This window comes from Neorhizobium galegae bv. orientalis str. HAMBI 540, assembly GCF_000731315.1.
GTDB lineage: Bacteria > Pseudomonadota > Alphaproteobacteria > Rhizobiales > Rhizobiaceae > Neorhizobium > Neorhizobium galegae.
On record NZ_HG938354.1, the window covers coordinates 268232 to 294199 of the forward strand.

A 25968-nucleotide genomic window follows, 5' to 3' on the forward strand; every position below is an offset into this window, starting at 1 on the left:
TTGTGGGAGGCGGCCGAGAGGGGCGCAGGCAGGTTGCCGCGTTCTCCGGGAGGAGACTTTATCATCGCTGGAACCGCATTCGCCGGAGGGGCAGCCATGCCCGCAATCCGGGAGCGGTTGTTATCGATCGGGTCTCCGGCCGGGCTCTGTGCAAAAGATATTCCCCAGCCGAGGATGTTGAAATGAATCTGTATTCACTGCTTTCGCTTCGTGCCGCCGATGGACGTCCGGTCAGGGTCGGCCTGATCGGCGCCGGCAAGTTCGGGTCGATGGTGCTCGCCCAGGCCCAGCGCATTGGCGGCCTGCACATGGTTGCCGTGGCCGATCTCGATGTCGGCAAGGCGAAGGAATCCATGCAGCGGGTTGGCTGGGCCAAGGAGCGCTACAGCGCGACCAGCGCCGGCGATGCCGTCAAGAACGGCACGACCTTCATCACCGACGATGTCAACGCGCTGTTCGAATGCGGCGAAATCGAATGCATCATCGAGGCAACAGGCCATCCGATCGCCGGCACCCGCCATGCGCTGGGCGCGATCGAGCACAACAAGCATGTGGTGATGGTCAATGTCGAGGCCGACGTCATGGTCGGGCCGATCCTGGCCGAGAAGGCCCGCGCCAAGGGGCTCATTTATTCCATGGCCTACGGCGATCAGCCGGCGCTGATCTGCGAACTGGTCGACTGGGCACGCGCCACCGGCTTTGAGATTACCGCCGCCGGCAAGGGCATGAATTTCGAGCCGCGCTACCGTTATTCCACACCGGATACCGTCTGGGGTCTGTTCGGCTGGACCGAGGAACAGGTCGCCGCGGACAACCTCAACCCGAAGCTCTACAATTCCTTCACCGACGGCACCAAGGCCGCGATCGAAATGGCTGCGGTGGCCAATGGCACGGGCCTGGATTGCCCGGATGACGGCCTGGCCTTCCCGCCCGCGGGCCTCCACGATCTCGCTCGCGTCTTCCGCCCGGCATCCGACGGTGGCCGCATGGAGCGTTCGGGCCTGGTCGACATTGCCGCCAGCCAGGAGCCGGATGGTCGCGAAGTGTTCAACAACATCCGCTACGGCGTGTTCGTCACCTTCAAGGCGCATAACGAATATGCCCGGTCCTGCTTCAAGCAATATGGCCTGCTGACCGATCCCTCGGGCTGGTACGCCTCGATGTGGCGTCCGTTCCACATCATCGGCCTGGAGACGTCGATCAGCGTCCTGTCCGCCGTGCTGCGCAACGAGCCGACCGGTTGCTCCAAGGAGTTTCGTGGCGACGCGGTCGCGACCGCCAAGAAGGACATGCAGCCCGGCGAAATGCTGGATGGCGAGGGCGGTTATGCCGTCTGGGCCAATGCCATTCCGGCAACCCGCAGCCTTGATCTCAAGGCCCTGCCGATCGGCCTTGCCCACAACGTCAAGCTCAAGCGGCCGATCAAGAAGGATCAGATCGTCTCGTTCGACGACGTCGAGATCGTCAATGACCTCGACGTGGTGAAGCTGCGCCAGGAAATGGAAGGCAGCTTCCGCCCGGCCAAGAGCGCGGCAGCGTGAGCACGGGTGACCAGATGAGCGCGCCAGCCTTTGTCGTGATCGCCGAATTCCAGGTGAAGCCCGGCAAGATGCCGGCTTTCCTGGAAGCTGCGCGGGATGACGCCAGGCACTCTACCGCAGATGAGCCTGGTTGCCGGCAGTTCGACGTGATCTGCCCCGAAGGATCGGAAGATACCGTGGTGTTCTACGAGGTCTATGATAGCAGGGCCGCCTTCGACGCTCATCTGGAAACGCCGCATCTGGAGCGTTTCCGGCAGGCTTTCCCGCCGCTGATCGTCGAGGAGCGGCCGGTCCGCTTTTCACGCCGGGACTATCCGTGATGGCGGGAGACGGACAAATGACCGAGAGCATACAGCGCATTGCCGTCATCGGTACCGGTATCATGGGCGGTCCCATGGCCGGGCGTCTGGCCGAGGCAGGTTTTGCTGTTTCGGGCTGGAACCGGACGCCGGAAAAGGCGGCGGCATTGAGCGACCGCGGCGTGGTCACGGCACCTGATGCCGTCGCTGCCGCAGCGGACGCCGACGTTGTGATCTGCATGCTGAGTTCCGGCCCCGTCTGCGAAACGGTGCTGATGGGCGAGCATGGCGTCATCTTCGCCATGCGGCCGGGAGCGATCCTGGCCGTCATGAGCTCCATTCCGGTGGAGACCGCCGTGGCGCTGGCCAAGGCGGCCGCCGATCACGGTGTGGCTTGTGTCGATGCGCCGGTTTCGGGTGGCGAGAAGGGTGCCAGTGAAGGAGCGCTTGCGATCATGGCCGGCGGGGATGCCGCCGTCGTCGATCGGCTGCATCCAGTCTTCGCTCCTCTCGGGCGGGTGACCCATGTCGGCCCGGCGGGCAGCGGCGCGCTGACCAAGCTTGCCAATCAGTTGATCGTCGCCTCGACCATCTGCGCGGTGGCCGAAGCGCTGACGCTCGCCAAGCGTGGCGGCGCCGATCCGGCCAAGGTGCGCGAGGCTCTGCTCGGCGGGTTCGCCGACTCCACTGTGTTCCGCCAGCACGGCCTGCGCATGGTGGAAGGCAACTTCCAGCCCGGTGGGCCCGCGAAATATCAGGTGAAGGACACATCGACGGCGCTGGCCTTTGCGCGCAGCCTTGGATTGACGCTACCGGTCAGCGAGGAGGTTGATCGGCTTTTTCAAGCCATGGTGGATGATGGTGACGGCGATCTCGATCACAGCGGCGTCATTCTTCAATTGCAACGCATGAACCGGGGCGGAGGCTAGTCCGCCTGACATCCAGTTGAGACTATCAAAAGGGAGGAATGAAAATGAAACACTTCGCACTTCGCAGCCTGTTGGCCGCGGCTACCATGTTGACCGCCTCGATCGTCCAGGCAGCGACGCTGACCTTGTCGACGCCCGATCCAGACAATTCCGAAATCACCGTTGCCGCCAACAAATTCGCTGAACTCGTGGCCGCCAAGACCAACGGCCAACTGACCGTCAAAGTCTTCCCGAACGGCACGCTCTATGGCGGCGATCCCTCCGGCGCCGTAAAGCAGCTGGCCGGCGGTTCGCTCGATATGCTGCTGCTCGCCACATCGCTCTATGCCAACTTCAATCCGAAGTTCTCGGCGATCTCCATCCCCTACGTCTTCGACAATGAGGCGCAGCTGCGCAGCTACCTCTCGGGCGCACCGGGCCAGGAGCTGATCACTGATCTCGAAAAGATCGGCATCAAGGGCATCAATCTCTGGCCGCGTCCGTTCCGCCAGATGACCAATTCCAAGCTTGCGATCACGAAGCCTCAGGATCTGTCAGGGCTGAAGTTCCGCGTGCCGAACAATCCGCTCTGGGTCGAATTCTTCAAGAAGATGGGTGCAGCGCCGACGCCCCTTGCTTTCGCGGAGGTTTACAACGCCCTGCAGCTGAAGGTCGTCGACGGCCAGGAAAACCCGATCAACGTACCGCTCAGCGCCAAGTTCTACGAGGTGCAGAAATATGCTTCGATCACCAATCACATGGGTGACGGCTGGGTGCTGGGCATCAATCCGGCGAAATTCGAAGGACTGAGCGACGCGCATAAGAAGGCGCTCGGGGAGGCGGGCAAGGAAGCCGAGGCCTGGAAGGTCGCAAACGACGCTGCGACGGCGGAAACCACCATCGCGGAGTTGCAGAAGCACGGTATGGAAATCAACCGCCTGACGCCCGAGCAGCAAAAGGCGTTCGTCGCGATCTCGAAGGGCCTTTACCCGGTCTTTGCCGGACTGGTGAAAGACCAGGCCTTCTTCGACAAGACCATCGCCTTCGTCGGAAAGAACTGATCCTTCGTTCCAAGCCGGACCGGTCCTGCACCGGTCCGGACAGGAGAATAAGCCATGGTTAAAAACAGTTCTCTCTTAAACAAGATCATCAAGGGCATGACCGATGTCGTCGCCGGTGTCGCCGTGTTCGGCGTGCTGGTGGTTGTCCTTCTCCAGGTCGCAAGCCGTCTTCTCGGCGTGCCGGTCTCGTGGACCGAGGAGGCCACGCGTTATCTTTTCGTGTGGATGATCTTCCTGGGACTGGCAGCGGGCTTTCGCACGGTGGAAACCGCGCGGGTGGTTGTCTTTCTGGCGATGCTGCCGCGCGCGGTCCAGCGGCTCTCGGTGCCGATCTATGTGACGACATCGGTCATCTTCTTCGTCCTGACCGGCTGGACGGGTTACCAGCTGGTCAAGCAGCAGTTCATGATGAACGAGACCGCGGCCACGCTGATCGTGCCCATGTGGGTGATCGGCATCATCATGCCTCTTAGCTCCGTCTTGGCAGTACTTGCCATCTTCGAATCCCTACGGACACGCCGCGACCTCATTGAAATTTCCGATTCCGCTCAGGGCATGCCGGAGATCACTCTCGCCGAAACTGTATTGCCCAAGCCGGAGAAGCAGCCATGAGCCTCGTTCTTCTTGTCCTTTTCCTGGTGATGAGTGCGTTTGGCGTTCCGCTTGCCGTTGCTCTAGGCCTCGCCAGCGTGCTGGCCATCGTGTTCTTTACCTCGACCCCGATCGATCTTCTGGCGCAGAGCATGTTCTCGGCGATGAATTCGTTCCTGCTGGTCGCGGTGCCGCTGTTCATTCTGGTCGGGGTGCTGATGGAGCGCGGCCACGTTGCCGAAAAGCTCTTCGACTTTGCTGAAGCTATCGTCGGCTGGCTGCCGGGCGGACTCGGCCACGTGAACGTGGCATCGTCCGTCATTTTCGGCGGCGTGTCCGGGTCGTCTGTTGCCGATATTGCTTCCATCGGCGCAATCGAGATCAAGGCGATGGAGCGCCATGGATTTCCCAAGGGTTATGCCGTGGGGATGACGCTCTGTACCTCCACCCTTTCGTCGATCATTCCGCCGTCAATCCTGATTGTGATTGCGGGATCGATCGCCAATGCGTCCATCGGCACGCTGCTGGTCGCGGGCCTCATACCCGGCCTGTTTATCGCGCTGATGTTCATGGTGTTCAACCATTTTTACGCGGTACGATACGGCTACAACCCATCCAAGCCGTTCAACATGCGCCTGGTGGTGACGACGGGCATCGCGGCCATCCTACCGATGCTGACGCCCGTCATTCTGCTGATCGGTATCGTCGATGGCTATTTCACGCCAACGGAAGCAGCCGGTATCGCCGTGCTCTATACCCTGTTTCTATCGGTCATCCTTTACCGCACAATTTCGCTACGGGAACTGCCCACGATCTTCATCGAGACGGCGCGGACCTCGGGCACGATCCTCTTCATTGCCGCCACCGCCAAGCTGGCCGCCTGGGTCTTCACTTTTGACGGTCTGCCGGCACAGGTGGCGACGTTCCTGGCCGCGATCAGCACCGGTCCGACCATGGTTCTTGTCCTGATCTTCCTGTTCCTGATCGTCGTCGGCATGTTCATGGATGCCATCGCCGCCATGTTCATCCTGATCCCGGTGCTGATGCCGTCGGCCGTCTCTCTCGGGGTCGATCCGATTCACTTCCTGATCGTCATGGTCATCACCCTGACGCTTGGGCTGGTGACGCCGCCGGTCGGGGTTTGCCTGTTTGCCGTGGCGCAAGTGGCGAAGATGTCGATCGAGGATGTGATCAAGGGCTCGCTTGCGCCAATGTCCATCCTGGTCGGGGCCATTCTCGCACTGGTGCTGTTCCCGCAGCTGACGCTGACGCCCATCCGGCTGCTGGGCCTCTATTGAAGCGGCAGCGAAATACGAGCGATCCCGTGGCGGCCCTCGGCCTCGCGGGATCTGCCGTCAGGAGACCGCTTCGTGCTGGGCAGCCTGCCAGACATCCCGCTCGGCGCGCAGCCAATCGAGAAAGATCCGCACTTTCTTCTGACGCAGGTGGTCCCGCGGGCAGACGATCCATTGCGTGACAATGCGGATTTCCGGTGGCGCCGCGACCGGGCAGACCAGCCGCCCGCTCTTCAATTCGTCGCCCATCATCAGCGTGCTCTCCAGCGCAATGCCCATGCCGCGTATGGCGGCGTCGATCGCCATATGGCTGCGGTCAAAAAGAATCCTTGACCAGCGCTCCTGTGGCGCAACCTCGGTCAGCTGAAACCAGGTCGTCCATTGCGCCTGTGACTTGACCGAATGGATCAGGCGGTGATCGAGCAGGTCCTGCGGCTGGAGGCTGCCTGCTGCGGCATAATCGGGCGAGCAGACCGGCATGAACTGTTCGTCGGCGATACCTTCCACGAACAGTCCCGGCCAGCGCCCATTGCCGTGGCGAAGCTCAATGTCCACCAGTTCCTGGTTAAAGTCGGTAGGCTCATTGGTGCCGTCAAGGCGAATTTCGAGATCGGGGTGCTGGTCGAGCAGCTTGCCGAGCCGTGGCAGCAGCCACTTGTTGGACAGGGTGGGGGTAGCGCGAACAGTCAGCGTCGTGACCGAGCGAAACCCTTGGATCGTGCCGGTTGCTTCCTCGATGCGCTCGATCTGCTCGGAGATCATCGAGAAATAACGTTCGCCGGCCTCCGTCAACACGACGCCTCGGCCGGCTTTGCCAAGCAGGGAGATGCCAAGTTGAACCTCCAGCAACTGGATCTGCTGGCTGACCGCCGATGGCGTCACGCTCAGCTCTGCGGCTGCGCGTGAAATGCTGCCGGCACGAGCTGCGGCGTGAAAAACCAGGATGGCCTTGATCGGAAGCTGCATTTTCTACCTGCGCTGACGACGGCGCTGAGACGGTGTTCGTCGTTCAGAGAATGCTGTGATCACGAATGGCCTTAATTTCGTTGAGCAAATGGACAATAAGAAGAAGGCGACGTCAAGCCGGCTTTTCCTATTGTCATCGCATCGCGCCGGCCAACGCGGGAGCCAAAGCACCAGGTCCGGGGCATAGGTGATCAGGAACTAGCCACCAGCGGTGCCAGCGGGGAATGCTCAAGAATGCCGGATTGCTCGCCCCGGCTTATGAACTGGTCCACAATGTCCCGCCCGCTGTCGAAGCAGCGATCCGGATCGGCTTTCCGGTGATCGTCAAGCCGGTGGTCGGAAGTGGAAGCACCGGCGTGCGTCTTTGTCTGGACGGTCGAGATGTTGGAGAGCAGGTGCCCCATCTGCTGTGGAGCGGCGGCGAGGGAACGGCCCGGGATATTTTGATCGAGGAGTTCATCGTGGGATTTGGAATATTCCGTCGAGACAGTTGGAGATGTCGTGCACGGCATCACCAGGAAGCCTGTCATCGCCCGGCGACCGCCTTGGCGTCGACGTGAAATGCGTCGCAGGAAGTCAAGAGACCCCGGGCGCCACAAAAGCCAGCAGCGGTTCCAAATCGTAATTATCTGCCGCTTTCAGCGCCGCGATATAGGCGGCGCGTCTCTCGCTCATCTTTTGAAGATTGGAGCCCGACGTCCAGTCGATAGGTTCGGCCCCATATATCTTTTCAAGAACGACATCCGCCATGATGCGCGCATGCCGGCCATTACCGTTCGGAAACGGATGAATGAATACCAGCTTATGATGTAGCCGGACAGCCACCTCGATCGCAGAGTACGTGTTGTTATCAGCCCAATACCGGGCATCATCCATGAGCCCCCGCAGTTGGACTCCTATCTGCACGGGATCGATACCAATGTTTTTCCCCGTTTTGCGAAATGCGCCCGCCCAATCCCAAACATCGCCAAAAAGGCGCCGATGAAGCTCGACTGCAAAGTCATCGGTCAGAATATCTTTTCGGCGCATACGAGAAATCCAGCGCAGTCCAGAAGCGATGTTCGCCTGTTCAAGCTCGTCCAGCTCACTCTGCGTTTTAAGATGCTTAAATTTCAGCCCGCCGATTTCGTTTGGGTCGAGAGGGGTCGCACCATCGGGATATTCGAACTCAAAGCTCACTTATCCTCCCATAAATCGGAGGGCATCTGGTACATCAGCTCATTCATCAGGCGAGCGACTTCCTGCTGGGTCAGGCTGTGCGAAACAGTTTGGTCTTCCAACGCCATATGCTTTGCGGCCCTACCGACGATCGCTTGTGCTTTTTTCCTGGCCTGGGCGATAATGACATTTTCGATCGTCTGAGGTGGGACAAAGGCGTAGACGAAGCGGCAACCCATCGCTTCTGCGATCGCCTCCATGGACTTCAAGGTCACACCGCCATCAAGCTCGGCTTTTTCGGCCTGCGCGATGCGCGAGCGCGTGACGCCCATTTTCCTGGCGAGTTGCGCGCCCGACATGCCCAAAGCTCTGCGCACCGTTCGGATCCAGCCTTCAGCGGGTATCTCGATATCGTTTCCATGCGCCGTATCTACAATCGCCTGATACTGCCGACGTACGGTTTGCTTCACGCCCATTGGATACTCGTATGTTGACGGATTAAATCATTTCGTCAATAAAAAGATATACAATCTGTCGCAAAATGTCAATATGTCTATTGACGCTCTTGGCGCGTCGCTTATGAGTGCCTTCACTAGAGGCGGCCAAGCTGTTCTTCCTCGTTGGCAATCGCCGCGTCTCGCTGCTGACCTGCGAGGCGATCGTCGAATTGAACGAGGCTTTTCCAAGCTGACGCGGATCGGAAAAGGAGATCCTGTTGGATCAATGGCTCGTGCTCTTGAGCGTCTCGCTTGCCACCGGTGCGCTCAACGGACTGGTCGGCACGGGTTGCCAGCCTTCTTCTCCTGCCGGTTATGGTACCCATGTTAGGCGCGTTCGAAGCGATCGCGATTATGGCGGTGGCGGCCTTCCTGGCGAATTTTTCGCTTGCGTGGTGGCGATCGAGCGCCTGGCGAGCTGTGCTTGCCTATCCGGACGCTTCGGAATTCTGCGGCGCCGGCTGTCCCAGGCATGACTGCCTCCCTCGCGACCGGCGTTGCCGCTATCTGATGAAGAGCAGAATGCCATGGGGCGGGTTATCAGGCCGATCATCATATTGAAGAGACAATGACGGTAACGTCACGCATTGGCAGAAAATGCGATCTTTTTGTCATTTTCGCCACAAGACTCGCTCGATATCTTGGCGATGGCTGCAATGCAGATCGGAGCGTCGGACGTTGACGCGCTATCTTCTCATCATAGTCGTGCGCGATTATGCAAGCCTGGCCGGCTTTGCTCCGGACTATGGCAGGTCGCCGAAGGTTGAGTGCCGTGAGCCTTGAGGGAAAGCGGTCGTTTTCCTTCACCTTGGAGGAGGACACGGAATGATCGACACTGAATGTAGGGTACGCCTTGCAGAGCCTCGGGAACTTGACGCCACGGCCGCTCTCGTCACGGACGCTTTCGCGCAATATCGCGGAGTTTTGCCCACCCACATCTTCGATCCCTATTTGAGAGACTCACGCGACTTCACGAGCCGATGGGGGCAGGCGGATATTGCGGTGCTCGAGACGCAAGGGCGGCTCGTTGGAACGGTCACTTATTACACAGAGGCGTCGCGCGAGGGAATGGGGTGGCCTTCCGGTGTTGCGGGGCTTCGAACATTGGCCGTTGCGCCCTTCGCTCAAGGACATGGCTACGGTCGGGCACTTTGTTTGTGGTGTATAGGACGCGCCCAACAAGATGGAGCACGTGCTCTCACGCTGCACACCGCCGAGTTCATGATGGCGGCGTGCAAACTGTATGAGGGCCTTGGTTTTCGCAGGCGCCCTTCGCACGATCTGGCAGCGTCGAATGTTCTCGGGTTCAGTCCCGGTCTGACCGATCAGAAGATCATAGCGTACGCCCTGCCACTCGAGGACGCCGGATAGGCGCCTGGCTATTGGCCGGATCAGACGGTCTGCAGCCGCCCCTGACGCCGTTGTGGCCGGCCCGTCGCATACCACTGAAAGGAAAGGAGACGAGACCATGCCGAAGTTTATCACAATCGGATATGGCGACCCGGCTGGCTACGATCGCACGCCCGGTCCCGTCAAAGACGCCGCACATGCCCAGGACGCAAAGCTGCGGTCCGAAGGCGCCGTGATCGGGATCGCCGGCACACCGGTGCAGGTCCGCAATCCGGAGGCGCGCGGGGTGGAAACCCGCGATGGACCGTTCATGTCGTCAGCCCTGCCGATTGCGGGATTTGCCGTCATCGAGGCCACCGACCTGGCCGACGCCATAGAAAAGGTTTCACACGTACCGTGCGCGATTGCACACGGCGTCGTTGAAGTTTGGCCCCTGAAAGAAGTGTCCTGATCAGAGCTCATTATTCAAGATACAGGAGATTGGATATGTCGAACCTCGAACGGCAGCAGATCGAGAAAATCGTACTGGATTGGGCGAAAGCGGTTGGTGCAGGTGACCGCGATAGCATACTCGCCCATCACGCACGTGATCTTTTGATGTTCGACTTCCCGAATACGATCAGAGGAATCGAAGCGTATAACAAGACCTGGGATTTCTTTTTCGACAAGCCCAAGGGACCGATCACTTACGCACCGACGAATCTGGCTATCACGGCGGGACAGGACGTGGCCTTTGTCACCTGCGAGGTTCATTGCTATGGCACGTCGGCTGGACCGCTTGATTTCCGATTGACCATCGGTCTTGAACGGCAGGATGGAGAATGGGTCATCACGCACGAACACCATTCCATGCCGACGACCGAAGAGCGCTTCATCGAATAATGAGGCCGGATGGCAGATTTACGGGCTCAGCCAGCCCGGCGCGGCCTGCTCATTTCTCTGCTGACGTCCACACGCGGATGAACGAGACACCGCGAAGTCCAGCGCTGCTGACCTGTTCCACGAAACTGTCGGTGACATAGATGGCCGAAGCCCGCATCGGCAGTTTGAAGAGCTGTGCGGCTCCAATTTTCTCCCTCCGGAAGATATGACGCTCGATATCGAGAATGTCTCCGTTGTCGAAATAGACGATGCGTGACTGTTCATGATCGAGGGCGTCGAGGACCGTCGTGGTGTTGAATAGCCAAACCTCTTCCCCCTTTATGGGCAGAAGCTGCCCATGCTCGACGAGAACCGGCGCCAGTGCGTCGACTGCGGGTCTTTTCAGGATCGGCGCGTGCTCGCCTAGCCAGGGGAAGTCGGAATAGGTCCGGTCCGCCGCGTCCAGTTTCATGACGGGAGCGATCCAATCCTGAATGACGCGCCCATCCATTGCAGAGAAGGTCTCATAGTCGTCGTCATCGGCCGGAAATATCCACTCCTGACCTTCGATGACCTCGAACTTGTAGACTGTCAGCGGCATCGCGGGTTTCTCCTGGCGGTCAATGGTCAGAACTCCGCGTGCATTTCGCGAAACAGCCGTGGGGCGATGCCGAAGCGGCGTTCGAAGGCTTCGGAGAAGCGTGTCGCCGGCGAAAGGCCGACCTGGGTTGCGACCGATTTCAGCGCAAGCCCGCGGCACAGCAGCATGCGGGCGGCATCAAGGCGCGCCGTCTCGACGAACCGGGCCGGCGTTTCGCCGATGGCCGCCACGAACTTGCGATGAAATGTCCGCTCGCTCAGGCCGGCGCGATCGGCCAATACGGTAACATCCAGGGGTGAAGCGAGGTTTTCCAGTATCCAGGCGATCAACTCGGCGAAAGGGCTATCAGCTTTCACCTGCGCTTGAAGCAATGGGCTGAACTGGGATTGGTAACCGGGGCGTCGCGCGTAAAGCACGAGCCGTTTGGCGACCTCGCCGGCAATGTCGGCGGACAGATCGTGCGCGACCATGGCGAGCGTCATGTCGATGCCGGTGGTCACCCCAGCCGAGGTCCACAGCCGGCCATCGACCACGTAGAGCGAATCCTCGTCGACGGTGACCGACGGATAGGCCGCGGCGAGCGGCGTGCAGGCATCCCAATGGGTGGCGACGCGATGCCCGTCCAGCAGTCCGAGCCTTGCAAGGACGATCACGCCGGAACAGACGGAGCCGAACCGTTGCCCCTTGCTCGCCATCTTCGGAAGCCATGCTGGCCAGGCCGGATCCGCAAGGACCGGCAACAGGTGCTCGCGCTCGGCGCCGGCGACAAGGAGCGTATCGACCGCCTCGTGGGCGCGTTCTTTCAGGCTTTGCGTCTCGACGGTGACCCCGCCGCTGCTCGTCACCGGCCCGCCCGCCGCCGATACAAGGTCGATGGCATAAAACGGCGGTTTCTCACGCAACCCCAGAGATCGATTGGCGCTGGTGAAGACCGAAACCGGCCCCGACATGTCGAGAAGCTCGAAGCCGGGATAAACGACGAAAGCGACATGGTGCATTGGCGGAAAATGCCATTTATTTGTCATTTCCGCCAGAGATGCGTCTCAATCTTTCCGAAGGCTGGCGCGACCAATGTCGAAGGTCGTGCACGGGCGTGCAGCGCGGCTTAGGAGCTCGCAAACCGGGTTAGGGAAGTTTCGCCCACCCAATCCAGTTCTCGCGGCTCATAGCGGACAGTGCGGATCGCAAAGGAAAGAGGGTTTAGTCCGTAGCACGTCGAGAAGGTATCTCCCGGCGCGATGACTTCATCACTCGTATGGGACGCCCTGTAAACGATCGACTTGCGTTGCTTGGCAACTAGGCTGAATGAGACAGTCTGAAGGGCCGTGTCCGCATGATTGGTAATCCGGACCGAGATCGGCATATCCGGATTTGGACACAACTGAGGATCGGGGTTCGCATTGATAGAGACGGATTGGTTCGAGGGCTCCTGCTCGCTTTTACGATCCGTGACGAGCCAAAGTCCGACCCAGGCAACGGCGAGCGAAGCGACCACAACGGCGCCGGCTCTGCGCGAAAACAAGAAAGTTATCAAAACTATCGCGCCGCCGATCAGCCAACCCATTATGGCCTCTGCACGTTGTGGCTGATGATTGTCTTCATCGCCCCTACGTAGGCTTGAAGCAGATGCAACGCAATGGAAGGAATTGACGCATTTGAGGAAGGCGGTCGCGAAAGCATGTCCGGAGGGCGACGAGCACGCTTTCGCGGGGAAGGTCGGCAGGATGGAGGAGAACAGCGCGCCGATCGCCAGGGCGATAAACGCAGCGCCGTGCCACATTCATAAGCCAATCGCTTCGGTGAACTCACAGAGGCTACACTTCGTAGGCAGGCTGGGCGAATGTGCTTGCGCGCGTCCATAGCCACATCGAAAGACAAATCAACGCGGCTGCCAGGCCTGCCAGGCCGAGGTCAAGCGCTAGTTCCGGTACGAAAGCGCGAAGTGCAATCGGCATCGCACTTAGGAAATAGAGCGCAAGTGGAATCCGGGGTACGTCCTTTGCGATCACAAGCGAGATTACAAACGCAAATGTCCCGAAGAGAAACAGCAATGAACTCGCCACGAGGACCAGCCCGAGGGGTCCCGCCTGAAGCTCAACGACGGTTGCCATTGGAAGTTTGGAAAATACCAGATTGATGACGACTTCCACACCTTCCAGGCTCGCAAGGGCCGCGAAGTTGAGAACGAAGGCAATCAGCCCAAACAGGCCGGTACGGCGGCCGACGGATAGAAACAAACCGACGATCAGTCCAAGCGCCAGAATTTCGGCAAGGGGTGCGAGAATTTGGGTGAAATTGGTGGTCGCGATCAATCCGCTACGCTTGGCCGCATTGATCAGCAGTATGATTGCACTTCCTACTCCACAGACAGCTGCGACGCGGTAAAGGATACCGTCTGAGGCGCCGGACATCGCCGAAAATGGCCGGAACCTTGTGGTGGAGCTGGAGACTGCGAGGTTGCTGGATGGCGTAGCCGATAAAGCAGGGGCGTTTTTCGCGAGCATGATGTTTCCTCCATCCGGGAAAGTAGAGAGTTGCGAGGATCGCAAGGTGTTCCAATTCCCGTTTGTAATCACTGCTTACATTCATTTGTGAAGAGTGTAAACAGCGATTACATTTCTCATGCCGTTGTGATACCGAATGCCATCCAACCGAACGGAAACACCCATGAGCGAAGACCAGGGCAAAGATCGCCCAAGCTATCATCACGGAAATCTCCGGCAGGCGCTGATCGATGCGGCTGTTCAACTTGTCGAGGAGGACGGCCCCGCCAACGTAAGTGTTCGAGAAGTAGCAAAACGGGCTGGCGTTTCCCCAGGTGCCCCTTTCCGGCACTTCAGCAACAAGACCGCTTTGATGACAGCTGTTGCTGAGCAGGCGATGGCGCGTTTTAGGCTGGAGATCGTCAGCGCGGTGGAGGCAGTTATCACTGACGATCCGGTTGATCGGTTTGCAGCGGTGGGAGTGGCCTATCTGCGATGGGCTATTCGAAACCCGACACACTTCCAGATCATCTCGACGCGGAGCCTGATTGATTGGGAAAATTCTGAATCTCTACGCCGGGACAACGACGCCGTGCGTCTGCTTGTCGAGGGAGCGATGCTGGAGGCCAGGCGGCGAAATTTGCTTCAGTCAAACGACATCATGGAAACACAAATTGCCGCAAGGGCGCTCGTTTACGGGCTTGCCCGTATGTACATCGATGGTCATTTCGCGCAGTGGGCAATGCCTGGACAGACGGCAGAAGATACTGTCCAGACGGTCCTAAAGAACTATATTTCGTCAATCAGGAGCGGCCCAATCACACTGCCAGAGGAGACGATCTGATCGCCGACCGGCCATGGTGGTGGCCGTGGATGCGCAACCGCGAAGGAGCCATGGCGGTATCGCCACCTGACCGACAATGCAAGACTCACGACGCGGCGGCGTAGCGGCTGCGGCCGGTCTTTTTTGCCTCATAAAGAGCAAGATCGGCTCGGCGCATCAAAGCGTCTGTCGACTTCGCGTCATGGGGGTATCTTGCCAGACCGATAGAAATCCCGACCTCCAGCATTTGGCCGTCAACGACAATCGGATTGACCATTGCCTTCAACAGGCTTTCAGCCGCGCTGGCGGGATCGCGTTGTCTTGATGAGTGCTTGAACAGAACGACAAACTCATCTCCACCGACACGCGCAAGCAAATGCTGCTCGTCCAGAACCGAGCGGAAGCGTTGCGCCACCGCGTGGAGAAGAGCATCTCCGATCGCATGCCCATGCGTGTCGTTAATCTCCTTGAAACGATCGAGATCGACCCACAGTAGCCCAAACTCCTGATTGGACAGCGCCTCTTTTCGCAGCTCGGCATTTAACAGCCTGCGATTCGGAAGTCCCGTCAACTCGTCATGGTTGGCGAGGTAGTCCAAGCGATCACGAGCACGTTTATGATCGCCAATATCGCGAACTTCGACGAGATGTCGCAACGTGTCTCCGGACAGGATCGGTGTTGTGTTGAGCGCAACGTCCACCCGCACCCCATTGGCCGTCCTTAGTTGCCCCTCGGTCTCGTAAAGGCGAGGTATCTGAGGATTGACGCATGCCGGGAGTTCAAAAAAGTCGGCAACGGCACGACCTTCGATACTCGACCCTTCACAGCCCACGAGCCGCTCGAATGCCTTGTTTGCCGAGATGATCTCATCATCCTGACAAACAAGGATGCCGATCTGTGCGGCCTCAAGAATGCATCGCATCTGTTGGGCATCGGCGGTCGCGTCGTGAGCACGTCGATCAAACATAACCGTCACCAGACTGAAGACCACGATCAATGTTGTGACCACGGCAACGGAGAGCCCGAGGAGAAATTCCGACAGGTTCCCATCCGCAACGCGAAGAGACGGGTCTGTCTTAAGAAGGGCGGCACTCATCGCGGTGAAATGCAGTGTGCAGATAGCTGCACCGAATAAGGTTCCCGCGGCAAGGCGAGATCCGACCGAGACACGTCGACGCCCAACGAATGTCGCAGCGATCACCAGCAGGCTGCCCGCGCAGAGCGAAAGCGCAACGAGAGGCAAATGCCACTCGAAAGTGCCGGCAAATAGCAGAGCCCTCATGCCGATGAAGTGCATGGTGCCAATTGCGGCGCTGAGAAGAAGACCGCCCGCGAGAGCGTTGACAAGACTAGGCGACAGTAACAGGGGGGTTGCAGCTGCGGCAAAGGCAATTGCAAAAAAGGCCGACATTGCTGTGAGACCTACATCGTAGCTCACAAACGCAGCAGGTTGAAAACCCAGCATGGCGATGAAGTGCGTCGACCAAATTCCGCCACCCGCCGCGAAGGCAGCCACAAATACCCAAATGGTCTTCATACGTCCATGTCGCGCTCTGGCATGGTCGAGGATGGTGAACAGTGCAAAACCCGAAAAGAGCGCGACGACAATCGCCAGGACGACAAGCGTCGGATTATGATCGGTGCTGATGCAATCGAGTACACGAATGAACATGTGAAACTCCGCTACTGGCTGAAATCGACTGCTGAGCGGGAGCCATGTCTCACTCGAGATAGAAGGCACTCACGATCGGGGAATATGGCTACGCCGGGCAAACACTGTCGACCCAACGATCGGCGCGGCCCTTAATATTGCTTTAAGTTTATAGAGAGGTTTCTATCCATCTGGACGTAAGAGCCTGAAAAAATGGAGACACTCTTGCTCCAAACGGATCAGTATATCCTGTGGAGAAAGCCGGCCGCCTGCTGGTGTTGAGTTCCGGCGTCGCGTGACTCCTTTTCCGTTTGCAGCATTCCAGTTTCACTTGCGTCCAAGGCGCTCCCACAGCTTGATTGATCGGCACTGCGCGTGTTGTTCTGCCGCCGGGGCGGGCCGTCGGACTGTGCATAGACAGGGCGGGAAAGCTGGAGTATGGCGGGCGCAGGAGCCTTGTGAGCTGAAAGAAAAGACCGTGACAGACCTGAATCAAGTCTTGCCTGACCGGAAAATACGGATTCGCAAGACGGGGGTATGGCCGGGTGTGTTTTTCTATCTCGGGGGGCTGATGATCCTGGCGGTGGCGGGGTTTATCGGGGTGTGGCAGGCGCCGGGCGTGGTCAATGACTGGCTGGTGGCAAGCGATCCAGTGGCGGTGCCCGACGCGACGATCACCGATGGGGAATGCCGTGCGCGGCGGGTGGTGTTCGTCGAGTGCTCAGCCCATATCACCTATGAAATCGAGGGCAAGAGCCTGGAACACGATATCGAATTGATGTTCGTGGATTTCAACACGGGCGACTACGAAGTCGACGTGGTGCGTTCGGCATCGCAGCCCAATCGAGCGGCGCTGTCGCTGGGGCTGGACATGCTGTGGAACCGTACGCTCGTGGACAGTACCCTGGTGCTGGCGATCGCGGCAGGAGGGATCGCCCTGTTCGCGGGGGGCATCAAGAGCGATCGCAGTCGCCGGTTAGCGCGACGGGAATCGAAGCTGGATCTTCGGGAAGTCAAAGTGGCCCAAATAAGCCCTGTCTTGGGCGGCAAATATGTTCAGTTCCAATATGGCGTTGACCGCAAGGGCGGGCCGCTGCTGGCGATGTCGCGCTTTGGTGGGAAGGAAGAGCCCTATTGGATCGACGGGCAGCGCGGGATGGCGCTGGCGGCGCTGCCGGAAGGGGCGAGCGTGCCCGTATTGCTCGACGCGGAACTCAAGCGGCTCGACGCCTCGCCGCCGGAGATTGCGACGATTGCGGTGCGGTTGAAGCGAATAATGGCTGGGGCTTGAGGAGAACCCTTCTCCGTGCGCATCACGTCCGGTTCAAGATGTTGAGCCGACGCCCAAAGATTATGGTCTCGACGCGCTCGAGGGAGGTCCGTCTCGACATCGTTCCGGCGGAAGGCTCCGGTTGCATCGACGTGGAGACATCGCGAATATATTCGGACCTGGAATAGTCGACTGTTTCGTCTGTGACAAAGCTCTCACCCATGGCCCAGCGGGAATGGGATGTCGTGCATCTGGTTGGGCATCAGCTGGTTGATCTGTCAGGGGCGTTGGTGAGCGCGGGGCGGCGTTTCCACTGCCGCGCGGCCTGCGGCGCTATATCGGTTTCGCAGTTCTAGTATAGCCCTGTTACCATTCTGCGGTTGGAAGAGGCCAGGCACCGGATTGATCTCCAAAACGTTTTGGTTGACTCCCAAAACGTTTTGGGGAATGTTTATTTCAATTCGGGAGGAAGATCTTGGCCAATCTGAAACAGCTGGCACATTCGCTCGGACTGTCGATTACCACGGTGTCCCGAGCACTTGATGGTTATTCCGACGTGTCCGCGGCCACCCGTGAGCGGGTTCGCGAGGCAGCAGAGGCTGCAGGTTATCGGCCGAATGCCTCCGCTCGGCGGTTGCGCAAGCAGCGCGCTGAACTGGTCGCCGTGACGCTGCCGAGTGATCCTGGCCACGTCGGCCCCCCTCATTTCCTCGACATGTTGTCGGGCTGCGCCGAACATCTCGCCGCGGCCGGTCTCAATCTCGTCATCGCGCCTGTGCCGCGGGGTGTCAGCGAACTTGAAATATGCCAGCGCTTCGTCGATGGGCGCCGCGTCGACGCCATGCTGCTGGTCCGCACCAAACGCAAGGACGAGCGCGTCGAATACCTCCAGTCGCGGGGCATTCCCTTCGTCACCAACGGCCGCACCGAAAGCTTGATCCCCCATCCGTTCATCGACGGCGATGGTTTTGCCGGGTTCCGCGCCGCAACGCTGCGCTTCCATGCAGCGGGGCATCGGCGCATCGGCCATATCGCCGGGCCGCAGGAATATTACTTCGCGCATGTCCGTCGCCGCGGTTGGCAGGCGGCGATGGAGGAATGCGGGCTTGCGATTGATCTCTGCGCCGAAGGGGCGCCGCTCGAACAGGGCGGTTATCTCGCAGCCCTGGAACTGCTGCGCCAGCCGTCGCGTCCAACCGCCCTCGTCTGCGCCACCGACGAAATGGCGATCGGAGCGTTGCGGGCGCTGCGCGAGGTCGACGGCGGCAACCAGATCAGCATCGTCGGGCATGACGACCTGTCGATGGGCGCCTTCACCAGCCCACCGCTCTCGACCATGCGCATGACCGGCGAGAACCTCGGCGCGACCTTCGCCTCGCTGCTCCTGCGCGCTATCGCCGGAGAGCCCGCCGAAGACCTTCAGGAGCTTCACGCGATCGAATTCGTCGACCGCGACAGCCACCGCCGCCCGCCCGTGGCCGCATAGACAGCAGTGCATTCACGACAAAGAAAATGAAGGAGGAGAAGATGAAACATATCGTGTCACTTACAATTCTGGCCTCGACGGTGCTGGCGTTTGCCTCGCCGGTGCTTGCCCAGACGGTTTTCGTATCCACCCAGCTTCGCCCGATCGAGGAGGCGACCGTGGTCCGGCAGGATCTTTTGAAGGATGCCGGCAAGGTCGACTACGTGGTCGAGGAGCCGCCGCAGTTTGCGGTGCGCATGCAGGCCGAAGCGCAGGCCGGCAAGCACACCGTCAGCCTCGTAGGCGCGCTGCATGGCGAGCTTTCGCCGCTCGCCGACAAGGGCCAGCTGGAACCGCTCGACGAACTTGCCAAGAAGCTCGCCGCCGGCGGCATGCCGCAATCGGTTCTTGATCTCGGCAAGCTCGGCAAGCCCACGCAGCAGTATATTCCGTGGATGCAGGCGACCTATGTCATGGCCGCCAAGAAGGAAGCCCTGCAATACCTGCCGAAAGGTGCGGATATCAATGCGCTGACCTACGACCAGCTGATCGAGTGGGGCAAGAACATGCAAGCTGCCACCGGCCAGCCGCAGATCGGTTTCCCGGCTGGTCCGAAGGGCCTGATGGCGCGTTATTTCCAGGGCTATTTCTATCCGTCCTTCACCGGCGGCGTAGTGCGCACCTTCAAGAATGCAGATGCTGCAGCCGGCTGGGAGAAGCTGAAGGCGCTCTGGGCCTATGTCACCCCGAACTCCACCAATTACGACTTCATGCAGGAGCCGCTGGCCTCGGGCGAAGTCATGGTCGCCTGGGACCATGTCGCCCGCCTGAAGAGCGCCATCTCGGCCGCGCCGGATGACTATGTCGTCTTCCCGGCACCGGCCGGCCCCAAGGGCCGCGGCTACATGCCGGTTCTGGCCGGGCTTGCGATCCCCAAGGGCGCACCGGACACGGCAGGGGCCACGAAGGTCATCGAAATGCTGACGACGCAGAAGACCCAGCTGCTGACGGCTTCGAAGGTCGGCTTCTTCCCGACCCTCAACGTCCAGCTGCCGCCGGACCTCGACAAGGGCGTGGCGCTTCTCGCCGGTGCGGTCACCAAGACGCAGGCTTCCAAGGACGCCGTGATCTCGCTTCTCCCGGTCGGCCTCGGCGACAAGGGCGGCGAATTCAACAAGGTCTACATGGACGCCTTCCAGCGCATCGTGCTGCAGAACGAGCCCGTCGCCGACGTGCTCGCCAAGCAGGGCGCCACCATGGCCAAGCTGATGACCGACGCCAAGGCGCCCTGCTGGGCTCCGGACGCCAAGAGCGACGGCGCCTGCCCGGTTCAATAGGCACCATCCGACAAGCCTCCCAAGGCTGATGGCATCCGGGCGCGAATGCCCGGATGCCAAATCCGAAGGAGCGGGAGCAGCGGACTGCAAGATGCCTGGATTCCGTTCCGATACGGTGGCGGAGAGAGGAACAAGTCGATGTATGATCAATTCTCAAAGCCCCCTTGCGAGGGCAATCGATGACCCAGAACCGACCCTGGATCCCCTATCTGCTGATCCTGCCGTCAGTCGCATTTCTGGCTCTGCTCTTCGTCGTGCCGCTGGTGCAGACGATCTGGCTGGCTCTCTCGGACAATGGCGCGCCTTCGCCGGCGAATGCCGAGCGCATGGTGACCGATATCAATTTCACCCGTTCGGTCAGGAATACCTTTCTGCTGACGATCGTCGTCGTGCCCGTGCAGATCGCCATCGCGCTTGCCATGGGCACCATGGTCGCCAAGGTCGGCCGTGGCCGCGAGACCATTCTCTGGATCTGGACCATCCCGCTTGGCATTTCCGACCTCGCCGCCGGCCTCGTCTGGCTGTCGATCCTGCAGAATACCGGCTATTTCAACTCGCTCCTCTTCAGCCTCGGTGTGATCGGCCGGCAGGCGAGCTGGTTGTCCTACCAGACGCCGGTCGCGCTTTTCATCGCCATCGCAGTTGCGGAAATCTGGCGCGGCACGGCGATCGTCATGGTCATCATCGTCGCCGGCCTCAACCAGGTGCCGAAGGAGTTCAAGGAAGCCGCCGAGATCTTCGGCGCCGGCCCATGGACGCGCTTCTGGCGCATCACCCTGCCGCTGATCCGGCCGGCCCTGCAATCGGCGCTGATCCTACGCACCGTACTCGCCTTCGAGGTGTTCGCAGTGGTCTACGCGCTCGGCGGGCGCAATTTCCCGGTCCTCGTCGGCGAGGCCTATAATTGGCAGAACCAGAACCAGAACTACAGCGTCGCGGCGGTCTACGCGGTGCTGATTATGATCATCTCGCTTGCCGCGACTCTGATCTATCTGAAGGCCCTGAAAGTCGATCCGGAGCGCCTGCCATGAGTTCGGAAACCATGAGCACGACGGAGACCGCTTCCCGTCCCGCAAGCTTCGTCTCCTCCCGCCGCTGGCTCCTCTGGAGCGGCATTGCAGCGCTCTGCGCCTGGGTTCTGGTGCCGATCTATCTGGTGGCGCTCGGGGCGCTCGGCGGTCGCCAAGGCGTCTATATCTGGCCGAAGACAGGCTTGCCGACCGGGATTTCGCTCGAACCCTTCATTCTGTTCCTGAAAACCGAAGGCGTCGTCCAGTCGTTTCTCAACTCACTGGGGGCAGCCGGCATCACGGTGGCGCTTTCCATACTGCTGGGCGCGCCGGCCGGCTATGCACTGGCCCGCTACGATTTCCGGGGCAAGGACAGCTACCGGCTTCTGGTCCTGCTGACCCGCGCCTTTCCCTTAGCGATCCTGGCGCTGCCGCTCACCGTCTCCTTCATCCGGCTCGGGCTCTATGACACGATCATCGGCGTCGGCCTGATCCACACGGTGCTGGCGCTGCCCTTTGCGGCGCTTGTCACCCAAGGCATATTCCTTGGCGTGCCGAAGGAACTCGAAGAGGCCGCCTGGGTGTTCGGCTGCACCCGCGTCCAGGCCTTTTTCAAGGTGGTCGCGCCGCTGGCTTTGCCCGGCATCGTCGCCACGGCCGTGTTCGCCTTCGTCATCTCCTGGAACGAGGTGTTTGCCGCCTCGGTGCTGACGGTGCGCAACCGCACGCTCACGGCCTATCTGCTGACGGTGCTGTCGGAAAGTCCGATGCATTACCGCTTTGCCGGCGGCTTGATGCTCATTCTCCCTTCCGTTGTCTTCATCTTCGCGGTCAGGCGTTACCTGTTCGCGATCTGGGGCATTTCCTCCAAATAACGGGACCATCGACATGGCCAATATTGTCATCGACCGCATCCGCAAGAGTTTCGGCGCTTTCCAGGCGCTGAAGGAGGTCTCGCTGACGATCAACGATGGCGAGTTCGTGTCGCTGCTCGGACCGTCGGGCTGCGGCAAGACTACGCTCCTGCGCATCATCGCCGGTCTCGAAACCTCGACCTCGGGCGATGTCCGCATCGGCGACCGGTCGATCATAGGGCTGGCGCCCAAGGATCGCGGGCTGGCGATGGTCTTCCAGAACTATGCGGTCTTCCCGCATATGACGGTCTACGAAAACGTCGCCTTCGGCCTGCGCATGCAGAAGGCGGACGATGCGCGGGTGAAGGCGCAGGTGGAAAAGGCGGCCGGCCTGCTGCATATCGAGCCGTATCTCGACCGTTATCCGAACAAGCTTTCGGGCGGCCAGCGCCAGCGTGTGGCGGTCGCCCGCGCGCTGGCCGTCGAGCCGAAGGTGCTGCTGATGGACGAACCGCTCTCCAATCTCGACGCCCTGCTGCGGCTTGAAATGCGCACCGAACTGAAAACCGTGCTGCAATCGGCGGGTACGACGACGATCTATGTCACTCACGACCAGACCGAGGCGATGGGCCTGTCGGATCGTATCGCGGTCATGCACAACGGCGTCGTCGAGCAGGTCGGTCATCCGGTCGAGATCTATAATCATCCGGCGACACGTTTCGTCGGCGGTTTCATCGGCAATCCTCCGATGAACTTCATCAAGGTGTCGGTCTCGAACGGCCACGTGGCGGCGGGTGCTGAACAGCTCGCGGTGCCGGAAGATGTCGGCAATGAAATCGTGCTTGGGCTGCGTGGCGAGGCGGTCGAACTGGCGCCGCTGCCGCAGGGGATCGAGATGAAGGTACGGGTCGCCGAGCCGATGGGGTCGCACCTCTTGCTGACCGGCTCGATCCACGACCAGCCGGTGCGGGTTATCCTGCCTGCGTCCGAAACCGTGAGGAGCGGCGACACGATCGGCCTGAAGCTCGACCGCAAGCGCATCATCTGGCTTTCGCCCGAAAGCGGCAAGTCCCTTCCAGCCGTTTCGGCCTGAGCATACCGGAGTACCCGACATGAACGTGCATATCACCGAGGCGAAGCGCATCCTCGTCGCCAACGACCGCGGCGGCTATACGGTGCCAACCGACAGGCTCTACCCGTTCCAGTGGAACTGGGACTCCGCCTTCGTCGCCATGGGTTTCGCGCTTTACGATACCGACCGTGCCTATCGCGAGCTGGAACGGTTGATCGAGGGCCAGTGGGCGGACGGCATGATCCCGCATATCGTCTTCCACCAGCCGAGCGACACCTATTTCCCGGGTCCGAACGTCTGGCGCACCCGTCACACGATCCCGACCTCCGGCATCACCCAGCCGCCGGTCTTTGCGATCGCGCTGCGCAAGGTCTTCGAGGCGGCCGGCAGCGGCGCAGAGGCCCGCACCCTGCCGCTCTACGAGGCCGCGCTGAAATGGCATCGCTGGTGGTATTCCGCACGCGATCCGGAAGGCACCGGCCTGGTCGCCCTGCTGCATCCTTGGGAAAGCGGCAGCGACAACTCGCCGGCCTGGGACATCGCGCTCGCGCGCGTGCCGACCACCACCGACACGCCGGTCGTGCGCAAGGACACCGGCCATGTGAACGCCTCGATGCGTCCGCGCGACGAGGACTATAACCGCTTCATCCACCTGGTCGACACCTATGCCGCCTGCGGCTGGGATCCCGCAATGCAATGGGGAAAGGCACCGTTCAAGGTGGCCGAGATCCAGACCACCGCTATCCTGCTGAAGGCCGGCGAGGACCTCGAACATCTCGCCCGCGAATTCGGCCGGACGGAGGACGCCGCCGAGATCGCCGCCTTCAACGACCTCACCCGCAAGGCGATACTCGCGCAGTGGCGCCCGGCCCTGTCACGCTTCGTCTCCCGCGACCTGATCTCCGGCGAGGATGTCGAAGCCGCGACACAGGCAGGCTTCATCCCCCTTCTGTCGCTCGATCTTGAAAAGAACATCGCCGATGCGCTGGTCGATGAGATGAAGGCCTGGTCGAAGGGCCTCAAGGTCGCCTTTCCGACCACCAAACCGGGCATCGCAGGCTGGGAACCGAAACGCTACTGGCGCGGCCCGGCCTGGGCGATCATCAACTGGCTGCTGATCGACGGCTTCAAGCGCAACGGTCATCCGGAAGCGGCGGAAGAGCTGCGCAGATCGACGGTCGCGGCGATCGAGGCGGAAGGTTTTGCCGAATATTTCGACCCGGTAACGGGCGAAGGCTGCGGCGGTCTCGGCTTTTCCTGGACGGCCGCCGCTTATATGTGGCTTGCTTGGACGTAAGGTTCACAGGCGTGGCCTGCCGCGCCATCAGGCGGAACTGGCCCGGGTTCCCGACACCTGATCTTGCTAACCGGCTGCGGTGTACGGTTGTGCTTTAGGAAGTGTGGACTCTTGGGTTTCCAAGGCTGAGCAAATCAGATTCATGACTGTCTTTTGGAGACAGTCATGGGTGTTTTGGATCGTGTAATCCCTCGGGACGAGCAGCGGGAGCGGATATCGCTCCGCATCGTTGGTGACGGGCGCCGCCGCCTTCATCTTCAACATCGATAGCGACCAGGACACGATTGCCGATTTCGGTGCCGTGACGGACAAGGTTCAACTTGGAGGACTTGATGAGCCGATGTGCAGGACGGATTTAAAGCCACGGGCTTTCTGCCGTGCAGATCGGCGCGTTCCTCCTTGCGGGTTCCAAACTCTGAAGCAGCGCTTAAAGCGCCGTAGGCTGAGACGAGCGCTTTCTGCCCAAGCTCCTGGACAGATCGTGCGCTGGCTTTTCCACATAACGATAGAAGGGATAGACCATCGCAAGCGCCAAGCCGGTGACCAGCAGAGGGTTTCTGAGACCTCGATGTTCAAGTTCGAATGCGGCAATCGCATGTATCAGATAGATGGAAAAGCAGGCCTTCCCGATCTTTTCCATTGCCTGTATTGCATGACCACGCTCGGCGCTGGACGCTTCAGCCAGCATCCATCCCCCCGCCAAAGCGGCGAAAGGCGTCATCGTCAGGTAGTATCCGGCTGGTGTGTTTATAGTTGCCCAATATAAGACTGATGCCGTGAAGGCAGTGCCGGCTCGCCAGAGCCAGATGCTCCCAAGGTTCATCCCGCTGCGATAGTGCTGGGCAATAAAGCAGCCAATCAACCAGGCAGGCAGGCCCACAAGCCAGTTCAGGCCGGCGCCGTAAATGTGAGCGTTTCCGTATTCGTCAGAACCTAGCGCCAACACGATGACGTAAGAGACAACAACGGACGCCAGGATCATCTTCGGCCAGCCAATCTTTCGGGAAAGCGGGAGAAAGATCGGGTAGAGCGAATAATAGATCATCTCGCACACCACCGACCACAGGATATAGCCGTCGATCGGGTTGTAGGCGCGGATGCCCGCCAATTGAGCCCAGATAAACGCGGCTAGCGTGGGAAGGCCTATCCGAACAAAGCGCCTCTTGAGGAACGTCGTCGCGACAAGGTCAGCGTCTCGGAACGGGAAATGAATGCAGAACCCCGAGATGACAAAAAACGCTATGACCGCGGGGTGGCCGGTAAAGATGTATTTCGTCAGGCCGGGCATGCTAGGGCTCAGCAAATGAGCGAAGACCACTGACAGGGCCGCCAACGCGCGGGCGGTGTCAATCCCAGAGATATGCATTCGTTGTCGGCGGGGTAGCATGAGAGTCCACTAGCAGAAGTTCTCTCTGAATGGAACGGTACGCTCGCAGTTCATATCTTGAGACACAACTTATAAATTTAGACGGCAGCACAGCATGTTTTGGCTCACTGTGGCGGTCGACGCAAAAAGCATGATGACTTTGGTGATAGTGAAACTGCCTCACGTGGCTGTATAGCTTCCAGTCACCTCTT

At 60.1% G+C, this 25968-nt stretch carries 27 protein-coding genes; 18 read left to right on the top strand and 9 right to left on the bottom strand.

The window, feature by feature from the left end:
* Positions 1-182 precede the first annotated feature (182 nt).
* From RG540_RS23860 to RG540_RS23885, 6 genes are all read left to right on the top strand, one after another.
* Complete coding sequence (locus tag RG540_RS23860) at positions 183-1541, top strand: NAD(P)H-dependent oxidoreductase (RefSeq protein WP_041364137.1); 1359 nt, start codon at positions 183-185, stop codon at positions 1539-1541.
* Positions 1542-1555: 14 nt separating this feature from the next.
* Positions 1556-1861 carry a putative quinol monooxygenase gene (locus RG540_RS23865; RefSeq protein ID WP_041364140.1) on the top strand — a complete coding sequence of 102 codons (306 nt, stop codon included), beginning with the start codon at positions 1556-1558 and terminating at the stop codon, positions 1859-1861.
* A 17-nt stretch (positions 1862-1878) separates the two neighbouring features.
* Entirely contained in the window at positions 1879-2769 is an 891-nt protein-coding gene (locus tag RG540_RS23870; RefSeq protein WP_041364143.1) for an NAD(P)-dependent oxidoreductase, read from the top strand.
* A gap of 44 nt (positions 2770-2813) precedes the next feature.
* The gene (locus tag RG540_RS23875) at positions 2814-3809 is read left to right on the top strand and encodes a DctP family TRAP transporter solute-binding subunit (RefSeq protein ID WP_041364146.1); all 996 of its coding nucleotides are present in this window, start codon (positions 2814-2816) and stop codon (positions 3807-3809) included.
* A 96-nt stretch (positions 3810-3905) separates the two neighbouring features.
* Positions 3906-4421: a TRAP transporter small permease gene (locus RG540_RS23880; RefSeq protein WP_244446748.1), complete on the top strand. Its 516-nt coding sequence runs from the start codon at positions 3906-3908 to the stop codon at positions 4419-4421.
* Positions 4418-5698, top strand: coding sequence for a TRAP transporter large permease (locus RG540_RS23885; RefSeq protein ID WP_041364151.1), 1281 nt, complete (start codon positions 4418-4420; stop codon positions 5696-5698). Before RG540_RS23880 ends, RG540_RS23885 begins: the two co-directional genes overlap by 4 nt.
* Positions 5699-5755: 57 nt before the next feature.
* On the opposite strand, the gene RG540_RS23890 is transcribed toward RG540_RS23885, so the two are convergent.
* A complete protein-coding gene (locus RG540_RS23890; RefSeq protein WP_041364154.1) occupies positions 5756-6661 on the bottom strand; it encodes a LysR substrate-binding domain-containing protein in 906 nt (301 codons plus the stop codon).
* Positions 6662-6885: 224 nt separating this feature from the next.
* Here RG540_RS23890 and RG540_RS32475 point away from each other — a divergent pair, with 224 nt between their 5' ends.
* Positions 6886-7221, top strand: coding sequence for an ATP-binding protein (locus RG540_RS32475; RefSeq protein ID WP_155414597.1), 336 nt, complete (start codon positions 6886-6888; stop codon positions 7219-7221).
* A gap of 16 nt (positions 7222-7237) precedes the next feature.
* Here the strand turns inward: RG540_RS32475 and RG540_RS23900 are convergent, their stop codons facing one another.
* Together RG540_RS23900 and RG540_RS23905 are read right to left on the bottom strand one after the other, a co-directional pair.
* On the bottom strand, positions 7238-7840 hold the full coding sequence (locus tag RG540_RS23900; protein ID WP_041364160.1) for a mobile mystery protein B: 603 nt from the start codon (positions 7838-7840) through the stop codon (positions 7238-7240).
* A complete protein-coding gene (locus RG540_RS23905) occupies positions 7837-8295 on the bottom strand; it encodes a mobile mystery protein A (RefSeq protein ID WP_041364162.1) in 459 nt (152 codons plus the stop codon). Before RG540_RS23905 ends, RG540_RS23900 begins: the two co-directional genes overlap by 4 nt.
* Positions 8296-9141: 846 nt before the next feature.
* Here RG540_RS23905 and RG540_RS31225 point away from each other — a divergent pair.
* The 3 genes from RG540_RS31225 (at position 9142) to RG540_RS23925 (ending at position 10548) form a co-directional block, all read left to right on the top strand.
* Positions 9142-9687: a GNAT family N-acetyltransferase gene (locus RG540_RS31225; RefSeq protein ID WP_051909719.1), complete on the top strand. Its 546-nt coding sequence runs from the start codon at positions 9142-9144 to the stop codon at positions 9685-9687.
* 97 nt (positions 9688-9784) lie between these two features.
* Positions 9785-10117: a YciI family protein gene (locus tag RG540_RS23920; RefSeq protein ID WP_041364166.1), complete on the top strand. Its 333-nt coding sequence runs from the start codon at positions 9785-9787 to the stop codon at positions 10115-10117.
* Between the two features lie 35 nt (positions 10118-10152).
* Positions 10153-10548: a YybH family protein gene (locus RG540_RS23925; protein WP_041364167.1), complete on the top strand. Its 396-nt coding sequence runs from the start codon at positions 10153-10155 to the stop codon at positions 10546-10548.
* 49 nt (positions 10549-10597) lie between these two features.
* Here RG540_RS23925 and RG540_RS23930 read toward each other — a convergent pair whose 3' ends face one another.
* The 4 genes from RG540_RS23930 to RG540_RS23945 all read right to left on the bottom strand — a co-directional run bounded on the left by RG540_RS23930 (position 10598) and on the right by RG540_RS23945 (position 13632).
* Positions 10598-11128, bottom strand: coding sequence for an imm11 family protein (locus RG540_RS23930; protein ID WP_041364170.1), 531 nt, complete (start codon positions 11126-11128; stop codon positions 10598-10600).
* 26 nt (positions 11129-11154) lie between these two features.
* A complete protein-coding gene (locus RG540_RS23935) occupies positions 11155-12153 on the bottom strand; it encodes a GlxA family transcriptional regulator (RefSeq protein ID WP_255762286.1) in 999 nt (332 codons plus the stop codon).
* Positions 12154-12233: 80 nt separating this feature from the next.
* Positions 12234-12908, bottom strand: coding sequence for a hypothetical protein (locus RG540_RS23940; RefSeq protein ID WP_041364173.1), 675 nt, complete (start codon positions 12906-12908; stop codon positions 12234-12236).
* Positions 12909-12942: 34 nt separating this feature from the next.
* On the bottom strand, positions 12943-13632 hold the full coding sequence (locus tag RG540_RS23945; protein WP_197995202.1) for a hypothetical protein: 690 nt from the start codon (positions 13630-13632) through the stop codon (positions 12943-12945).
* Between the two features lie 163 nt (positions 13633-13795).
* On the opposite strand from RG540_RS23945, the gene RG540_RS23950 reads away from it, so the two are divergent.
* Positions 13796-14455 (top strand): TetR/AcrR family transcriptional regulator, encoded by a 660-nt coding sequence (locus RG540_RS23950; RefSeq protein WP_046599326.1) that lies wholly within the window; start codon positions 13796-13798, stop codon positions 14453-14455.
* 85 nt (positions 14456-14540) lie between these two features.
* Here RG540_RS23950 and RG540_RS23955 read toward each other — a convergent pair whose 3' ends face one another.
* Complete coding sequence (locus RG540_RS23955; protein ID WP_041364174.1) at positions 14541-16106, bottom strand: sensor domain-containing diguanylate cyclase; 1566 nt, start codon at positions 16104-16106, stop codon at positions 14541-14543.
* 457 nt (positions 16107-16563) lie between these two features.
* Here RG540_RS23955 and RG540_RS31230 point away from each other — a divergent pair, with 457 nt between their 5' ends.
* The 7 genes from RG540_RS31230 (at position 16564) to RG540_RS23990 (ending at position 24390) form a co-directional block, all read left to right on the top strand.
* Positions 16564-17376: a hypothetical protein gene (locus RG540_RS31230; protein WP_155414598.1), complete on the top strand. Its 813-nt coding sequence runs from the start codon at positions 16564-16566 to the stop codon at positions 17374-17376.
* A gap of 454 nt (positions 17377-17830) precedes the next feature.
* A complete protein-coding gene (locus RG540_RS23965) occupies positions 17831-18841 on the top strand; it encodes a LacI family DNA-binding transcriptional regulator (RefSeq protein WP_041364177.1) in 1011 nt (336 codons plus the stop codon).
* 41 nt (positions 18842-18882) lie between these two features.
* On the top strand, positions 18883-20157 hold the full coding sequence (locus RG540_RS23970) for an ABC transporter substrate-binding protein (protein WP_041364179.1): 1275 nt from the start codon (positions 18883-18885) through the stop codon (positions 20155-20157).
* Between the two features lie 179 nt (positions 20158-20336).
* On the top strand, positions 20337-21188 hold the full coding sequence (locus tag RG540_RS23975; protein ID WP_041364180.1) for a carbohydrate ABC transporter permease: 852 nt from the start codon (positions 20337-20339) through the stop codon (positions 21186-21188).
* Positions 21185-22042 (top strand): carbohydrate ABC transporter permease, encoded by an 858-nt coding sequence (locus RG540_RS23980; protein WP_041364183.1) that lies wholly within the window; start codon positions 21185-21187, stop codon positions 22040-22042. The genes RG540_RS23975 and RG540_RS23980 overlap by 4 nt, the downstream gene beginning before the upstream one ends.
* A 13-nt stretch (positions 22043-22055) precedes the next feature.
* A complete protein-coding gene (locus tag RG540_RS23985; protein WP_041364185.1) occupies positions 22056-23114 on the top strand; it encodes an ABC transporter ATP-binding protein in 1059 nt (352 codons plus the stop codon).
* Positions 23115-23133: 19 nt separating this feature from the next.
* Positions 23134-24390, top strand: coding sequence for an MGH1-like glycoside hydrolase domain-containing protein (locus RG540_RS23990; RefSeq protein WP_041364187.1), 1257 nt, complete (start codon positions 23134-23136; stop codon positions 24388-24390).
* Between the two features lie 427 nt (positions 24391-24817).
* On the opposite strand, the gene RG540_RS24000 is transcribed toward RG540_RS23990, so the two are convergent.
* A complete protein-coding gene (locus RG540_RS24000; RefSeq protein WP_244446749.1) occupies positions 24818-25756 on the bottom strand; it encodes an acyltransferase family protein in 939 nt (312 codons plus the stop codon).
* Positions 25757-25968: the final 212 nt, after the last annotated feature.